This window comes from Pseudochrobactrum algeriensis (genome assembly GCF_018436245.1).
GTDB classification, from domain to species: Bacteria; Pseudomonadota; Alphaproteobacteria; order Rhizobiales; family Rhizobiaceae; genus Pseudochrobactrum; species Pseudochrobactrum saccharolyticum.
Map to the genome: position 1 here is coordinate 18,533 of NZ_CP075362.1, position 15,177 is coordinate 33,709.

Here is a 15,177-nt window from a genome sequence, read left to right on the forward strand (position 1 = left end):
TTATGAGCAAGCCGCTTTCAATCATTTATATCATATTTTGCCTCTTTATAGCTTTCATCCTATGGATGCTGTTCTATGGAATAGGGCTTGCTATTTTCTTTAAAGACGGCCGAGTTTTAAAAGCTACAATTTCAGACAATTTTTTTGCCTCATTTAAGCAAGTTTGGTTCTACTATAGTCACGCGACCGTTCAGAAGGTGGCACTTGGTGCAATTGCACCAACAGCTATTTTAACTTCTTGGGTGTGCTGGTTGGGCTTACGAAAATCATCAAATCCCCTTGGTGATGCTGAATTTCAAACATTACCATCGCTCATAAAAAACAAGTGGTTTCAAAAGAAGGGACATTTATTTGGCCGTATGGATAAGAGACTTCTACGGCGTAATGACGATAGGCATCATTTAATAATGGGACCAACTCGCTCAGGTAAGGGCATTAGTTATGTCATTCCTAATGCACTTACGCATGAGGGTTCAATGATCGTAACCGATTTGAAGGGTGAGATTTTTGAGCGTACTGCTGGTTATCGTCGCAAGAACGGTAATTCTGTATATTTTTTTGCTCCCGGAAGTGAAAATACAAACCGCTGGAATCCAATAGACTTCATTCGTGAAAGTCGAGGCGACCGGACAACTGATATTCAGAATATGGCTAACATTTTAATTCCTGAATCTCAGGGGGAAAATGCAGTCTTTCAAGGTCTCGCACAGCAGCTACTCGCCGGAATTATTAGCTATATGCTTGATAGTCCGCACTACGAAAATCATCGCAACCTTGCTGAAGTAAATTCATTTATAAATTCAGGTCTCGATTTACAAAAACAAATTTCGCTTATTCTCAAGCAAGAGCCTTATTTGTCTAGATTCACCCAAGAGAGTTTCAATAGCTATCTTGGGCTAAGTGATCGTGTGGCCGCGTCTACATTGGTTGACATTCAAAACGCGATGCGTCCGTTTAAAAATGAGCGTATTGCTTCAGCGACAACTGTCACGGATATTGATCTTAAATCAATGAAGAGAAAGCCGATGACGGTCTATCTCGCTCCTAAAATTAATGACGTTTCACTACTAAAGCCACTACTCACATTGTTTGTGCAACAGGTTTTAGATTTGCTGACATTGGACTTTGATGAAAAATCATTACAAGTTTATTTCTTACTCGATGAATTTCGCCAGCTTAAAAAAATGTCAGAAGTAATCAACAAGCTTCCTTACGTGGCTGGCTATAATATCAAAATGGCGTTTGTCATTCAGGATCTAAAAAATCTTGATGAAATTTATGGCGAAACGTCCCGCTATTCCCTCTTAGGAAACTGTGGCTATCAAATATGCCTAGCTGCCAATGATCAGGCTACAGCGGAATATTTTTCAAAATCACTCGGCCGGAAAACAATTCGCTATCAGTCTGAATCCAGAACAATTGAATTAATTGGCGTACCACGGAGAACAAAGGTTGAGCAAATCCGCGAGCGCGATTTGATGATGCCGCAAGAGGTTCGTCAAATGCCTGCTGATAGAATGATTTTATTGCCTCAAGGTGAGGCTCCAATTTTCGGGCAAAAAATCCAGTATTTCAAAGTCGCAGAGTTTAATAAGGCGGTCGAATATTCTCAAAGTCACATGCCGGTAATTTCAGCACTGGATTATTATGTACCACTTACGCCAATAGCAAAGCGACTTCTGGCCGAGCCAAAAGCTCCCGTCGAAGAAGAAAATACAATTCAGCCAGCGATTGAAGAAACACCAGCTCAATCTGAAGCACCTGAAGCCAAAGCTCCCCCTCCTCCGGTAGCAATCAATCAAATGGAAAACAGCAAACCGGATTCCGAAACTCAAATATCCATAATTCAGGATAATGACGACGAACAAAAATCTATTGTCGATCAGGACGAGATTGAAGATCAACGACTAAAAGAGTTTATGAAGTTGAGGAAAGCCAATATCAGCGCTATCCAAGACTTTAGCCAATTAGGCACAAAGCTGGCAAAGTCAGAAAAGTCTAAAAACCGGTCTGATGCTTTATTCGCTATGCTTGATGCAGTTAAGACCGAAGTTGCTGCTGGCGCTAATACAGCTTCATAAAAAAAGCCGCTTAAAGCGGCTTTTTCTAAAATGGTAGGTAAGCAAGCAAGGCGGCATATGTATCACCGACCCAAGATGCTGCCTTATCAAACCAAGTGTAAACGATGTTCTCAAGCCACGTAATGAAAACAGCAAAAAGCATGAGAGCAACGACAACAAAGAACAACTTCACCATAGCGGTGGAATTTTCTTCATCCTTTTTGCTTACTGGAACCCGCACTTCATAGAAGGCAGGTCGATGATCTCCTAAGCTCATCTTTCATGCTCCGTATCTTTATCGTGGTTCCAACCCATATCTTCAGCACGATTGACATGTTGTGCCGGTGGATCTGTTCTGACTGTCTCAGCTTCTTTCAAAACTGTAAGTTGATCAAGATTAGCACGTTCATGATCAGAGTTCGAGCCTATATTACCTCTGCCAACTTCAGATATGGTTTTCTGTTCAATTTTCGCTTCAGGACGTTCAAGCATTTCTGCTTTCCATGCTCGACGATCAACTTCAATTGTTTCTCGTACTTTCTTTCCATCCACTTCTTTGATGATAGGTTTTTTTACACTCTCAATTCCATCTTCACGCAGATTGATTTTGTCACCTACTTTTACACCTGCCCTGTCCAAAGCATCAGGAATACCAACGCCCCAAATTGTCTTTTCACCTTCTCCTGTCTCCATGACAACATACGGTGATTTTTCATTTTTAGGGTCGTCTTTATAAGGCTTGATGCCTGTTTCTAAGAGCTTACCTTCAACCCCTTCTTTGAATGTTGGGGCTGCTGCACGAGTTGGCTCCTGACCTTTCTCAGTAACAGATCGTGTATCAATAGCTGAACCAGCATGACCAGCTTCTCGGCTTTGCACCTGTCGCGTGGACATTTCTCTATCGCTATTTGAGATTTCATTCTTCAAATATGCTTGCTCACGGCGTTCAACTTCCTGCCAGTCAAGTTCTGTTGGTTTATAGCCTTTCGCCGTGATCCCATGAGCCTGTGCCTCAACCCATGCCTCGCGTCTAAACTCGGCTGATCCTGTTACATCAATACTCGTCCAACCTCGATGCGCAGCAGTTTCAACCATAATTCGCACCGCATGAGCATCGAAAGTTTTGGCACGCATACGTTCGCCATTATCAACGAACATTTCCCGCTCGCCCTTATGGTCATAAAAAACACGGTGTTGCTCGCCGTTCTTCTCTTCACGAACGTAAAGATGTTTTTCTACTTCTTCAGGATAACCATGACGCTTTTTATTATCCTCTTCAGGATTAATCAGGCCATTTTTATTAGCTGTATGATCTTCTGTAGCTTCGGCTGGCATTTCAGGGAACGGAGCGCCTAATACCCCTTCAGCTTGAGTTAAAGTGTGCTTCTGTTCACCTAAATTTTTATCAAGTTCTTGGGCAAAAAACTCGGCAAAATCACTTTCAACACTACGCTTAATAATGTTGATTGATTGCTCTCTCTCTGCTTCTTGCTCATTGAAAATCATCAATGACCGTTCCGTATCAATGGTCTTTCTGGCAAGCGCAATGACTTCCTCATAATCAGCCCTATTGGCTTCAGGAATGATCTGCTCAACTTTGTGAATATTTTGTTCCGCAACTTTTTCATACGCTTCAAATTCTTGTCTATTCATGTTTGGCATTGATGTTGCCTCCTGAGCTAAACTTATGACCGCTGCAACACCAGCTGCTACGGAATGATTGGGATTGAATGCGATTACTTTTCCTGATTGATCGGTTTGAACTTCTAAAATTGTGTCGATTATTTTTGCGCAATATTGTGTGGCATGTGTCGCAATTTGCGTGTTGGCATTCGCCATTGCTACCTTCTGCCAATTTACAGCAGCATTGAGTGCGTAGTCTCTACTACGGGCAGACTGAGCAATCTGGCTGACATTATCGCGTTTGTTATTATACCGTGCTGCGGCACTGGCACTTACCGGCTCATGTTCTGTTCGAGCAATGTTGTCATTGTTATAAATAGGGCGAACCTGTTTTGATGAATAAGCCGGTGCGCTTGCAAATTCTCGCCGGTCATTCATTTCCATTCTGATGCCGTTATCTCTAGCCTTTTCAGCCATAACTTCACGCCACTGCCTGAATGTTTCCGGTGTGGTTTGAAGTTTTATTCCAGCTTCAGATTTCATCGTGATAATGGCATGCGCATGCACATGAGGTCGTTTGCCCCCTGCACTTGCCTCTTTGGTGTCACTCACTTCGTCATGCACTGCAAATACGTATTTATGACCACCAAATTGCTGAGATAAAAAATCGCGCACTGAGGATTGGAAAGCATTTATGTCAGTGCCAGGTCGCGCTGACATTATGACGTGCATTACATCACGTCCTTTGCGACTGTGCATATCTTGCCGCCAATTTTTTTGTACTAAATCACCGGCCTCGTCATGTGTCCGAATAATACGGCCATTCTCATTCTTAACAGCATCGCCACTATGAGCCACTAATTCACGAACTTTATAGCTGCCATATTCAACGCCATTCCCATACCCGCGAAAACGAAAAGATACACGCAGACCTTGATCAGCTGATATAGTCCTTAAACGATCTGCGACGATCATATTTGCTTTTGCATCTGCACTAAGACGCTCGCCTTGGCTATTTCGCAAAACAGCAACACCAGAAACATTGATACCGCCGTTTCTGTTGGCAGATACAGAATAGACAAAGTGACGATCACCAAGGCCAGCTTTGAGAACACTTAACGCTAATTCGTCCGTGTTATGGTTTTCAGACTGTCCTGATATTTCAATACTGAACCCTGCTACATCGCGGGATTCAGTGCGATTTGACATTAGGCTCTGCCAGTCTGAACGGATCTCGCGCAAATCTTCTTGACCAGAAACTTGCTGCCCTAAATGATTTTCCAGCTTTAAATCGCCTGAACGAGAAACATAATTAAGCATCGCACCAAGGCGGGAACCACCACCAAAGGACGCCATTTTAACAACCGCTGGCTGACTTCCTGAAGCCAGTCCCTCCATTCGGACGGTTTGCGGTCGATCAAATACAACAGGCTTTGATGGCCGCGGAAATGCTGCTTGCGATTTAAAACTGATTTTTGCCTGTTTTGGCCTGCGACTTCCAGCACTTCCCCCACCGCCACCACCACCCTTTCGGCGGCGCTCTTCTTCATCCAGTGCTATGAGAACCATCAATTGGCGCTGACGAGCGTGGGCTTCAGCAGCCTTCCGGCGCTCCCACTGCTCTGTAAATGCACCAATAAACGGCTCCAAGTCTTATTCCTTTGGCTTTAATCTGTGTCCTGTTTTCTCATAAAGACGCTTCACTTCGTGAAATATCGCTGCATGAGACTTCAAAACATTCATCTGATGAAGAGCTACTTCTTCAGGAACTGGGTATTTTTTGGAATTAATTGCCGCTGTTATCTGGTTTAGGTTCACACCAACCTTGCGCAAATCTTCCAATATCAGGGCGAAAATCACCCTGTCATCCTCTGTCAGAAAGGGCTTTATCCCTGCACCTTCAAGAACCGTTGAACGCATAAAGGCTGAGGGCGACATTCCGGCTTTAGCTGCCGCTTCATGAATAGCAGCGTGTTCGCTTGCGGAAACCCGCAATGTAACAACGTGCGCCCTCTCCTCTTTTGCCTTCATGTTTCAACCTGTTCCCACGCCTCAAATTTGAGGCAATCAATCCAATGAACAATCCTATAATCAGCACCTGTTGCTGATTGAATTAATTTTGTACTACAAAATTACGTATCCTGCCAACTAAAATAGGATTATCACTTCGCTTCGCTCGTTACAAAGGCTTTTTCGGCCTCGCTTCGCTCGCCTCCTAATTTTCTCGCTCTGCTCGATTATTTTAAAATGCGCTCACCAAGGTTCACCTACGAAAGCCGCAATCGCCTTTTTCGAACGATCTTTCGATCATGCAAGGTACGCTTCGCTTTTCAACCTTGCATTTCACTCATAGATCGTCGCTGACAGCGATTTGCGCGGCTCCGAGGTTCCACCCCTTCAGATAGGCGGCAAATGCGCCTGCGGCGCGCACTGTGTCGATTTGTGGGGCATCCTAGATTTAAGATTAGGATTTGAACACACGTTGCAGCTCAATAGCGGTTATCTGCTGTGCTTTACGTATTTGCTTTACAAAACTTCTTTACAAACTACTCCGAGCTTTAAGGTACGCATGAGAGCGTCTTTACAAAATTGCTTTACATATATGCTTTACATTTAAGCGTTGCGCAGAGCTTTACGTTTTGAGCTTACAACTAGCTTTACAAATTATCTTTACATTATGTCGGTACATTCAAACTTTACGTTAGTGCTTTACATCTGTGCAATACAAATACGCTTTACGAAAATGCTTTACACTAATGATTTACGATTTAAATTTACATTAATGCTTTACGTTATGGCTATACCTAAATGCTTTACAAAGAAACTTTACATAACGGCTTTACAGGGTATCTTTACCGCCATACTTTACCAATCGTAAAGTTTTGAATGCTATACATAGGGTAAAGCAATGACTGCTTTACAGACCGTAAAGTGTCGTCGGAATTTTTTTCAAGCGAAATGCACAAGAGGCTTACAATGGCTGAAGCGAAAATTATTACTGGTGCGAATGCAAAAGGCGGGGCTGGAAAAACAGTCTCTGTAATAATGCTAAGTTCTGAGCTTGCGCACAGGGGCAAAAAAGTCCTGATCGTTGATACAGACTCTGAGAAGAATATTTCTGCTTGGTTTGATCGTTGCTCGGAAAACGAAACGCCTATCAGCAATATTACATTGGAATATGCAGGCACGGCGAACAAGCTGAAGCAAATTTTGAGTGCCAACCTAGATGATTACGATTATATTTTCATCGACACTCCGGGTCGAATGGAAAAATTTCAAGAGGACTCTTTTCTCGTTACTGATCTGACAATCATTCCAGTACAGGCGTGTCAGTCAGAAATTAAAGGAATGGTCACAACGATTTCAAATCTCCTTCAAATTGAAGAAGATCAAGGTGTGAATATCAGGAAACTTGTTTTCAATACGCGCGTAACACTCCAAGATCGCCATATTGAAGAATATAAAACAATACGCGGGTTCCTCGCCAAACTTAAAGAGTCTGATGTTGTTGTTGATCACTGCAACGTCGAGCTGATGCAGCGTAATCCATATCGCAAAGTCTATTCCGGCTATCCTTCATTATATGATCTACCGGATGCAAATAATGATTCAGTGCAAAAGGCCATTGAAGAAGCTGTAATCTTCACCGACAACGTAGTTCGGTATTTAGAAACGGGGAGTCTATAATGAGCCAAGTTAGTTCAAAAAGAGCTTTGTTAGATGGTACTCGCCGCGCGCATTTTGGTGTTTCTAAAACCACCAAAGAAAATGAAGTAGTACCTGCTGAGGCTAATCTGAGTGCACCAGAAGCCCAAGACATTGCACCGACAATTGTGCAGGATAAATCGGCTATCTCACCGGAATTAAGCGTTGAAATGCCTGCAGCACAAAATGCTGAAACTGCGGGCAGGGCGGCAAGCAGCTCATTGTTGCGCGAAATTAAGCTGCAAGACAAAAATATTGAGAAAGTTGCGGTCAATATTAGACTAGATGCGGATTTGAATAGCCGCTTTAATGCAGCGGCAGAAAGCACACGCTGCTCTAAAACTGCTATCCTTAGCATTGCATTGGATAAGGCTCTAAAAGAACTAGGTTTCTAATTATGCGCTTTGGCTTCGTAATGGGTGGTTTTATCGGGTTTGTTGTAGGGGCTGTTTCAGCCCCTATGCTCTATGAGCATTTAAATGAGACAACTAACTTCCCTTTAAAAGACATTATCTATGGTGCTATACAACCTGCAGAACAAAATCAGTGGCCTAAATCTACTGATGCTCTCAATGCGCTATTTGAGCATCAAAAGTGGGAAGCAACCGCACAATCAACGGCTAATAAAGCAAATGTTGACGAATGCGTTACATTACAAAACAATACGTTTGGTTGTGATATAACTTTAAAATTGGCATGGTTAGAGAAAGAAACGCAAATTTCTGCAACATTCCAGCGCTTTGAAGATAAGTGGAAGATAATGGAAATACAAAAAAACCTTCCATAGTCTCTTGCAAAAAGCTAATCGGTTAACATAACTGTTTTAGTCACATAACCGCTAAATTGCTGGCTATAAAATGGGCTGAGATTTTGTATTATCCCGTGATTGCGGAATATGCTTAACTTTTGAAATGAATAGGGGCTGGCGTGAGTAACCAACAAGTCAAAACAACAATAGAAGAAAGAGGGCTTGTTGAAAGTTTCGATCCAGAAACCAAAAAGAATATTTTTCGAAAACCCGGCTTTGATGGTGTTGAGCAATTTGAGGATATTGACCGCCGATTAGGTGAGTACATCCGTGAAGCTCGTGTTAGCAAAAATCTCACACATGAACATTTCGTGGAACTGATCGGCCTGTCATATTATGTATATGGCCGCTACGAACGCGCACGGTCGCGTATGACTGTACGCCGCTTGGTTCATGTCTGGGAATTGCTCGGTTTTTCCATGATTGACCTTGTTTATGCGATTGCCCCACAAATGTTGGGCGATACCCCTGAAAAAGCTGAACGAATGAAAGCCCTCTATTCTTCAATTGAGGGCTTTAAAGATTTTCTGAGTGACGCAACGCCGGAGCAAGTTTCAGAGTTTCAGGACACTATGGCGGCAATGTCAAAGCTGCCTCCGGAAGCCTTGCGCACAATGAACCTGTTTTTCAAACAGATGAATCCGACAGTTGAAACAAAGCCTAAAAAACGGGCATATCCCGCAAAAAGAAAAAAGGCTGAAGCAAAGCCTGAAGAATGAAAGAGGCCGCTTATGCGGCCTTATCCAATTCTGAAGGTTGGAGACCATGAAGGTAATTAGCAGCGGCTTGCGCCTTAGATGCAGCTGTAAAAATGGCCTTTGGATCATTTTTAAGCACTTCAAGCCATGTGCTGATATAGGTCGCTGTATTCTCTTCAGGATTGATTGGCACCTGAAGATCAGAGCAAACGAAAGCCGATGTTAATTCGGCCACCAGCTCTTCCATTGCGTAAGCCTCATTGCCAAAGCGTCCCGACAAATCACGATCTAAACGGCTCTTTGCTGCTGTCCAGTGGCCGAGTTCATGCAACAGTGTGGAATATAGGTGCGTTTGATCTACGAACCGCTTTCTATCCGGCATTGTGATAGTGTCTGCACTTGGGCGGTAATAAGCTTGCGTACCGCTGAACTCAATTTTCGCACCTGTATTAGCGATGAAGTTATCTGCAATCACATGAGGCTCAATCTCATTGTCTGGCAGGTCTGGCTGAATGAATAGGTGTTCAGGCAAGCCGTCAATCTGGCGAATGTTAAAAACGCTGTAGCCTTTCAGGTACGGAATTTGACGTTCCTCATTATCGACCGGCATTTCATCTTTTGGCGTGAAGGTGCCGTATTTAACGACAAGGGTTGATTTTTCGCCTTTGCGTACCTGACCGCCTAATTCTTGTGCCTGTTTGAATGTCATCCACATAGGCTGATCGTAGCCGAAGGTTAGGGATGCAATCCAAAGGGCGAGAACATTAATGCCTTGATATGTCTGACCGTTTGAACGGAGCGGAAGTTTCATGTTTGGAGCGCCATTCCAAGGGCTAATCCAAGGCTTAACGCCATTCTCCAGCTGCTCAACGATTGTTTGGGTGATGCGTTCGTATGTGTCGTTGCTTTTCATGGTGGATCTCCTTTTTCGTTCCTGACGGCAGAAAAACGGAAATGGCCGCATAAGTGGCCGGTCAGCCGTAGGCACGAAACAGAGTGGAGTACGGCAAAGCCGTTGACCGGACACGAGGCCATTGCAGCTTGCCGTCAAGTAAGGAACGAAAGGAAGTTCCACAAAGCTCGCACCTGGAACATGCTTCACCAAGAGGTGAGGGCGGCTATGTTGGCGCGGCCTGTTAGCTCTGTTTGCGCATCAATACACCCAAGCCGCCGTGCTAATGGCTGGCATCAACGTGCAACCGGCGCTGCTTGTGTTGCTTCCCACTTCAGCAATCAAACGGGATGATCTGGGCAGTCACTGGCGGGGTTGTGCAAATGATAAAGCCCTGTCGTGACAAGCGGCATCAGCTCAAAGAAATGTTGGTATGAGGTGAGACGGCTTCACACTGAAAAAGCGGCTTCGTTCGTGCGCAAGTGGTTGCTGCATTCATTCAATCAGCCATAACGGCGCAATGCTCGGCCTCATTAGCAGATAGGCAAATATGCGGCAGGAAATATCATGTCGCGCTGCTATGCTGCCCCCAAAACTAAATAACACTTGTGCCGGTCAGCGTTGTTGAACGCCTTCCAGTCTTGCCGTCATGAATAGGCCGCTGAAGCACTGCGTTTTGGATATGATCGGGTGGCCTTGGCAGGCACGGAGCGGAAAGAATGCCGGAACTACGGCTCATGCTCTATATCGTGCCTATCCTGAATATAGCGACAACTAGATTATGGTGGGTGCTATTGGTCAGAACATTATTAGCATCGAGGACGTGCATTAAATTTCAACCCAGTCTCAATGGATTAGCAAAAGAGGCGTGTCCAGTTTGCAAAGATATTTCAACCATTCATCTTAAAAAAGAAGGCACAAAGTGCCTTCTGCTGCCTGCCATTTCTGAAAATGAAAAAGCCCCCGAAGGGGCTTTGATTTTTTAATCCCATTCGATGATTGCCTGAAGGCTTTCATCATCTTGTTCAGGGAAGCGACCGAGATTGGCGCGAAATTCAATCCCTTTCAGTGTGACTGAGAAGTAATCCTTGTTTTGCTGGCTTTTGTTTTTCCAGATACCGCCGACCGGAATTTTGAAGCCAGCTGGAGATTTTGCGTAAATGCGATGGCTCGGTGTTTTATCGCTTTTTGGGTTAGTGACTGGCATCACTGTGATTTCAAGGTCGTGTGTGAGGGTTGAGATGCGACCTTCGCCTGTGGAAGTTTCAATGTTGTCGCTTTCGAATTTGATGAAGTTTGTGACGTTTTTCATTTTTAGGTTCCTTTTTGCTAGTTGCTGAGTAGTCCCAAGCATGAAGTTGACGGTGCAGCACCGTAGGCCGTAGCGAAGCGAAGGAAGCCAGAGAGAAGAAAATTTGTCCCGCGAGGAAGTCCGCAGGACGGGGAAATTTTTTGAACGCGGCTTTGCAGCAAACCGGCACGAAATGCGACGACGTAACAGAAGCAACGGCGAAAAGAACCGCGCAAAAATGGGTATAATCCGTCACATTACAAATTCACTGCCTGCGACCAAGAAAATTCAATGCGATTGTATTAACTCATAACTTCCAGCGTGATAGCAACTCAAGTCATTGCTATAGTCAATCGCAAATTAAAAACACCATTAATTCTCATATCCAAAACATGGCATTTATCGTCATATAGGTAATAAGGCACGGGAAACAGCCAGCAGAACGGATCTCGGCTTAATCACAGAGTCGGCTATGGCTTGGCATATCTTGTCTAACCAGTGCGCAAGGGAATAGCCCACAGCAATTTTAGGGAATAAAAAAAGCCCCTTTGGGGGCTTCATTGAAGAAATGGCAGGCAGCGCGGTTTTGGCGAGCCAAAACCATCATTCATCTTCAAAAACCTTCAGGTTTTTGGCCGCTTGCTGCGGGTTTTTCCGGCACAGTTGCTTATTCTTTTTTGAAGCATGTTCGCACTTATAAGCATAAGTGCTTAATTGATAGCTAGGTGCATCAGGAAAGGCACCGGCAGCAATATCAAGAAACTCTTGAAATTCTTTTGACTGGCACCGGTTGCCGCTTGCGCCGCAATTATAGGCACTGTCAGCAAAGGCAGGCATAGAAAAGAGAGAAACTAATGCAATTAGTGTAATGCTTTTCATAATGCCTGTCCTTTATCTCGCTTAGGCTTTTTCAATATCAGTCTGGCTAAAGTCATTGCCTTTGAACAATAGCGGTAAACGCAATTCTGTAGCGCTTGCAAAAGAGAAGCAATCACCAAAATTGAGTTTAGCAGGATGCCCGACAAAGCGGCCAAAGGTTTTGGCTGCATCAAGGGCGCGTTTATGTGTTGAGCCGCCTATTGCAACTTCTTTCGCACCAATTGTGCGCAGGAAATTATCAACTCGGATTTGAACCTGTTCAATCAATTCCGGCGGGATTGGCTTTTGATCGCCGTAACGTGCGGTCGCGGCAATACGAGCCAGACTTATAACAGCTTCAAAAACTGAAACAGACGAATATGCCTTAGTCCCTGTGCAGCTTTCAATCTTACCGACGAAATAACCTGCATCTTCTTCTTCGGCCAGAATTGCAACGATAACTGAAGCATCAAGAAACATTACAAATCCCATCCTTCATCCATGAAAGCCTTATGGTCATGTGGGGTCTTATTTTCCCCGATCAGGTCTTTCATAGATGCCTGAATTTCTGCCACGCGCTCCGCAAGCGGCCTTTCGTTTGCAAAACGGTTCAGCTCATTTTGAATGGCGCGGCGAACTGCTTCCGTTTTGCTCGGCGCATTGGTAACTTTCATAAGTTTGATCGCCATTTCATTAACGGCATCATCTTTGACATATAGACCAGACATTGATTTGACTCCGGTATATCCAATTTGAAATATACATATATACTACAAAGTATATACTAAATTTGCAATCATTTTTTGAGGAAACGGGGCAGAAAAACCGCCCCGTAAATCAAGAAATAAATGCCTTTGAAGCATTGCGGGGCTTCATGCAGCGTCTGGCATTTCGTCCGATGTGTCAAGGTTCACCGGCTTAGATACCTGCAAGAGAGGTGGTAGCCATTTCGTGCCTTTAAGAATTTTCTCGGCCAGCTTTGCAGCATCTGCCTTGCTTGATGATTGCATGACTTCGCGCTCTGCATCATTACCTTTCAAAAGGCCAACGGTGCGTTGTATTTCGTTGCGCGAAACCTGTCTGAAATAGCTATCTGCGGTCGGTGTCCACCAGTCGCGCATATCCAGATTAAGGGCTCTTGCAAGCTGGTCATTCTTATCTGGTGCGCTTGTCTGATTGCGTGTTTCAATCACTTTAATAGATGGAGCCGTGGCATAGGCCAAAAGTGCCAAGAGGGTGGTTTTGTTCTGGTCGAGCAACCATTCAAAAAGATCATCGACATTCTGCGGCAGCATTTCACCCATTTCAATTTTAATGGCTTCAAATGCGTCATAAGCTTTCGAGCTTTCCGGCTGCTTCATATAAGTGGTTGTATTTGTCGAATAGATAGCAATATCGAGCGGTGACAGATCACAACACTTTCCGTAATGGGTGCTGATAAGAAAGCGATGTACAACCGCTACAAGTGCGCTATTCGCGTCTTTTGCCATGAGAGCAATCATAGCAGCGTTTTTATGTGCGGTTAAATCCTCACGCAATGTTTGAGATACGCCGCCATTTGTATCTTCTGCCTGAGCGCTTGAAACTTTTTTCAAGCGTTCTGGGTCGTCCTCTGGGCGAATATAACCATGATAGAAGTGCAATTCTCCATCTGTGCGGATTGTATAGAACACGCCAGAATAGGCCATTTCTACAGGGTCAAATGAATATTTTTTATCCTGCAACGCTTCGTATAGTTCGGATATCCGGTCATGTTCAGCAAGGGCTGCAATATTTTCCGGTTTATCGCCTTCAATTGGGAGTGCTGCCATTTCGGCCTCCCAAGCTTCGAGCTGCGCATACTCCTTATCGCTCAAATCTCTGTTTTTTGAATAGATTCTGCGCCAGTTATAATAATCGGAATTATCGCCCATCATTTCAGACCATGCCCAACCTTCAGCGGCGATTTTCTCTTTCACAGCTTCAAGTTTTTCATCTAGCAGCTTGCCGATAATTTCAGGGTTTACGATTACCCCGCCACCATCATCAGCAAACAAATCTGTAATGACTGCACCGCCAGCGGCTTTATACGCTTCAAGCCCCACAAAGCGAACGGCTGGCGTTGATGTTGCCATTTCAAAGTTGGTCAGTGCGCTGCGTATTCTTGTTGGTGAATAATATTCAGAACGCAACAGCGACAAAACTGCCTTCTGGCGCTCATGATCTTCAGTGATCGCAAATGCCTGAAGCTGCGGCACAGAAATAACGTCCTGAAGGTGCGCGTCCAGAATTTCCGGCGCTACATTTGCCAATGCCAAGCGTTTTTGAACGGTCGGAACACTTTCGTTAAAGGTGTTGGCGATCTGTTCAACAGTTGCGCCATTATCGGCCAGTGCCTTAAACGCTGCGAACTGGTCGAGCGGTGTCATGCTTGCCCGTGCTTCATTTTCAATGAGACTGAGGGCAACAGGGTCTGCATCGGTGCGAACGCTACAGGTGATTTTATGATCTGGCTTAATCTCGCCAGCTTCGGCCAGACGCAAAAGAGCGGCAAGGCGACGACCGCCAGCGGTAACAAAAAAATCGCCTTTGGTTTCTGCGGGTCTGACAACCAGATTTTGCAACAGTTTAAAACCAGTTGCGCGAATGCTTGCGGCCAGAATTGCAAGGTCTGCGGTATTCATACTCTTACGCACATTAAGAGGGTCTGGCAGCAGGTTTGATAATGCGATTTCACGAATAGTCATTTGTTTTTCCCTTCTTCCTTTTACGCGAAGCGTTCTTTCTGTCCCGTAGGGCAGAAACCCCGTTTCTGCTCCTGCGGCGTCGCAAGCGAGACTGGGGGTAAGGGGTGGCAAGCTGGAAAACTGGGAGGGGGATCACCCGCCCGAAGGGTCAGCAGCGGATCCGCGTAGCAAATCCGCTGTCTGATACTGCACAAATGAACGAAAGCCGGTTATGCCGGCTGAAGAGAATGCGGAAGTACGGGGAAACCCTGTTTTCCTGCTTGCGAGGGGAAGGGGGCAAAGCCCCCTTATTCCCCTTTTCTCAACTGTAAAATTGAACAGAAGCGCGAAGCGCTGAAGCCGAAGCCAGAGCGCGCAAATCAAATAGTGCCGTAGTGACGGCGCAGGCGGTTCATACAGTTCTTACGTTAGGGATTGTTACCCGAAGGGACGAAACCGCATGCGGGTTCGGTGGAGTTCGCCCTAGTCGCTGCAACGCAGTGCCAGGGCGAACGGAATAAAGCCCGTCCCGAAGGG

Annotated in this window: 15 protein-coding genes; 6 read left to right on the forward strand and 9 right to left on the reverse strand. The window is 44.9% G+C overall.

Translation table 11 applies throughout. The features are described 5' to 3' along the window. The first annotated feature begins 2 nt into the window (after positions 1 to 2). Positions 3 to 2,081 carry a type IV secretory system conjugative DNA transfer family protein gene (locus KHQ09_RS18155; protein ID WP_213600399.1) on the forward strand — a complete coding sequence of 693 codons (2,079 nt, stop codon included), beginning with the start codon at positions 3 to 5 and terminating at the stop codon, positions 2,079 to 2,081. 25 nt (positions 2,082 to 2,106) lie between these two features. Here KHQ09_RS18155 and KHQ09_RS18160 read toward each other — a convergent pair whose 3' ends face one another. The 3 genes from KHQ09_RS18160 to KHQ09_RS18170 are packed head-to-tail and all read right to left on the reverse strand — an operon-like array spanning position 2,107 to position 5,714. Beyond that, positions 2,107 to 2,337, reverse strand: a complete 231-nt coding sequence (locus KHQ09_RS18160; protein ID WP_213600400.1) for a hypothetical protein — start codon at positions 2,335 to 2,337, stop codon at positions 2,107 to 2,109. Continuing rightward, complete coding sequence (locus KHQ09_RS18165; RefSeq protein ID WP_213600401.1) at positions 2,334 to 5,333, reverse strand: LPD7 domain-containing protein; 3,000 nt, start codon at positions 5,331 to 5,333, stop codon at positions 2,334 to 2,336. The genes KHQ09_RS18160 and KHQ09_RS18165 overlap by 4 nt, the downstream gene beginning before the upstream one ends. Positions 5,334 to 5,336: 3 nt before the next feature. Then, entirely contained in the window at positions 5,337 to 5,714 is a 378-nt protein-coding gene (locus tag KHQ09_RS18170; protein ID WP_213600402.1) for a plasmid mobilization protein, read from the reverse strand. 945 nt (positions 5,715 to 6,659) lie between these two features. Here KHQ09_RS18170 and KHQ09_RS18175 point away from each other — a divergent pair. The 4 genes from KHQ09_RS18175 (at position 6,660) to KHQ09_RS18190 (ending at position 8,915) form a co-directional block, all read left to right on the forward strand. Continuing rightward, the gene (locus KHQ09_RS18175) at positions 6,660 to 7,370 is read left to right on the forward strand and encodes a ParA family protein (RefSeq protein ID WP_213600403.1); all 711 of its coding nucleotides are present in this window, start codon (positions 6,660 to 6,662) and stop codon (positions 7,368 to 7,370) included. After that, on the forward strand, positions 7,370 to 7,783 hold the full coding sequence (locus KHQ09_RS18180; RefSeq protein ID WP_213600404.1) for a hypothetical protein: 414 nt from the start codon (positions 7,370 to 7,372) through the stop codon (positions 7,781 to 7,783). The genes KHQ09_RS18175 and KHQ09_RS18180 overlap by 1 nt, the downstream gene beginning before the upstream one ends. Before the next feature lie 2 nt (positions 7,784 to 7,785). Then, positions 7,786 to 8,175 carry a hypothetical protein gene (locus KHQ09_RS18185; protein WP_213600405.1) on the forward strand — a complete coding sequence of 130 codons (390 nt, stop codon included), beginning with the start codon at positions 7,786 to 7,788 and terminating at the stop codon, positions 8,173 to 8,175. A 140-nt stretch (positions 8,176 to 8,315) separates the two neighbouring features. Then, on the forward strand, positions 8,316 to 8,915 hold the full coding sequence (locus tag KHQ09_RS18190; RefSeq protein ID WP_213600406.1) for a helix-turn-helix domain-containing protein: 600 nt from the start codon (positions 8,316 to 8,318) through the stop codon (positions 8,913 to 8,915). Between the two features lie 10 nt (positions 8,916 to 8,925). On the opposite strand, the gene KHQ09_RS18195 is transcribed toward KHQ09_RS18190, so the two are convergent. Then, positions 8,926 to 9,807, reverse strand: coding sequence for an ArdC family protein (locus KHQ09_RS18195; protein WP_213600407.1), 882 nt, complete (start codon positions 9,805 to 9,807; stop codon positions 8,926 to 8,928). A gap of 698 nt (positions 9,808 to 10,505) precedes the next feature. Between KHQ09_RS18195 and KHQ09_RS18200 the strand changes: the two genes are divergently transcribed. Then, positions 10,506 to 10,772: a hypothetical protein gene (locus tag KHQ09_RS18200; RefSeq protein WP_213600408.1), complete on the forward strand. Its 267-nt coding sequence runs from the start codon at positions 10,506 to 10,508 to the stop codon at positions 10,770 to 10,772. On the opposite strand, the gene KHQ09_RS18205 is transcribed toward KHQ09_RS18200, so the two are convergent. The 5 genes from KHQ09_RS18205 to KHQ09_RS18225 form a co-directional block, all read right to left on the reverse strand. Next, positions 10,769 to 11,098 (reverse strand): DUF736 domain-containing protein, encoded by a 330-nt coding sequence (locus KHQ09_RS18205; protein ID WP_213600409.1) that lies wholly within the window; start codon positions 11,096 to 11,098, stop codon positions 10,769 to 10,771. The genes KHQ09_RS18200 and KHQ09_RS18205 overlap by 4 nt on opposite strands. Positions 11,099 to 11,680: 582 nt before the next feature. Further along, a complete protein-coding gene (locus KHQ09_RS18210) occupies positions 11,681 to 11,956 on the reverse strand; it encodes a lysozyme inhibitor LprI family protein (protein WP_213600410.1) in 276 nt (91 codons plus the stop codon). 21 nt (positions 11,957 to 11,977) lie between these two features. Beyond that, the gene (locus KHQ09_RS18215; protein ID WP_238481768.1) at positions 11,978 to 12,427 is read right to left on the reverse strand and encodes a type II toxin-antitoxin system VapC family toxin; all 450 of its coding nucleotides are present in this window, start codon (positions 12,425 to 12,427) and stop codon (positions 11,978 to 11,980) included. Continuing rightward, on the reverse strand, positions 12,415 to 12,663 hold the full coding sequence (locus KHQ09_RS18220; protein WP_022709281.1) for a type II toxin-antitoxin system VapB family antitoxin: 249 nt from the start codon (positions 12,661 to 12,663) through the stop codon (positions 12,415 to 12,417). The genes KHQ09_RS18215 and KHQ09_RS18220 overlap by 13 nt, the downstream gene beginning before the upstream one ends. A gap of 144 nt (positions 12,664 to 12,807) precedes the next feature. Continuing rightward, positions 12,808 to 14,661 carry a ParB/RepB/Spo0J family partition protein gene (locus KHQ09_RS18225; protein ID WP_213630904.1) on the reverse strand — a complete coding sequence of 618 codons (1,854 nt, stop codon included), beginning with the start codon at positions 14,659 to 14,661 and terminating at the stop codon, positions 12,808 to 12,810. Positions 14,662 to 15,177: the final 516 nt, after the last annotated feature.

Excerpts from the sequence above, each read along its gene's own strand:
- KHQ09_RS18155 (WP_213600399.1), top strand. The coding sequence starts at position 3 with ATGAGCAAGCCGCTTTCAATCATTTATATCATATTTTGCCTCTTTATA.
- KHQ09_RS18160 (WP_213600400.1), bottom strand. The coding sequence starts at position 2,337 with ATGAGCTTAGGAGATCATCGACCTGCCTTCTATGAAGTGCGGGTTCCA.
- KHQ09_RS18170 (WP_213600402.1), bottom strand. The coding sequence starts at position 5,714 with ATGAAGGCAAAAGAGGAGAGGGCGCACGTTGTTACATTGCGGGTTTCC.
- KHQ09_RS18175 (WP_213600403.1), top strand. The coding sequence starts at position 6,660 with ATGGCTGAAGCGAAAATTATTACTGGTGCGAATGCAAAAGGCGGGGCT.
- KHQ09_RS18180 (WP_213600404.1), top strand. The coding sequence starts at position 7,370 with ATGAGCCAAGTTAGTTCAAAAAGAGCTTTGTTAGATGGTACTCGCCGC.
- KHQ09_RS18185 (WP_213600405.1), top strand. The coding sequence starts at position 7,786 with ATGCGCTTTGGCTTCGTAATGGGTGGTTTTATCGGGTTTGTTGTAGGG.
- KHQ09_RS18195 (WP_213600407.1), bottom strand. The coding sequence starts at position 9,807 with ATGAAAAGCAACGACACATACGAACGCATCACCCAAACAATCGTTGAG.
- KHQ09_RS18200 (WP_213600408.1), top strand. The coding sequence starts at position 10,506 with ATGCCGGAACTACGGCTCATGCTCTATATCGTGCCTATCCTGAATATA.
- KHQ09_RS18205 (WP_213600409.1), bottom strand. The coding sequence starts at position 11,098 with ATGAAAAACGTCACAAACTTCATCAAATTCGAAAGCGACAACATTGAA.
- KHQ09_RS18210 (WP_213600410.1), bottom strand. The coding sequence starts at position 11,956 with ATGAAAAGCATTACACTAATTGCATTAGTTTCTCTCTTTTCTATGCCT.
- KHQ09_RS18215 (WP_238481768.1), bottom strand. The coding sequence starts at position 12,427 with ATGGGATTTGTAATGTTTCTTGATGCTTCAGTTATCGTTGCAATTCTG.
- KHQ09_RS18220 (WP_022709281.1), bottom strand. The coding sequence starts at position 12,663 with ATGTCTGGTCTATATGTCAAAGATGATGCCGTTAATGAAATGGCGATC.
- KHQ09_RS18225 (WP_213630904.1), bottom strand. The coding sequence starts at position 14,661 with ATGACTATTCGTGAAATCGCATTATCAAACCTGCTGCCAGACCCTCTT.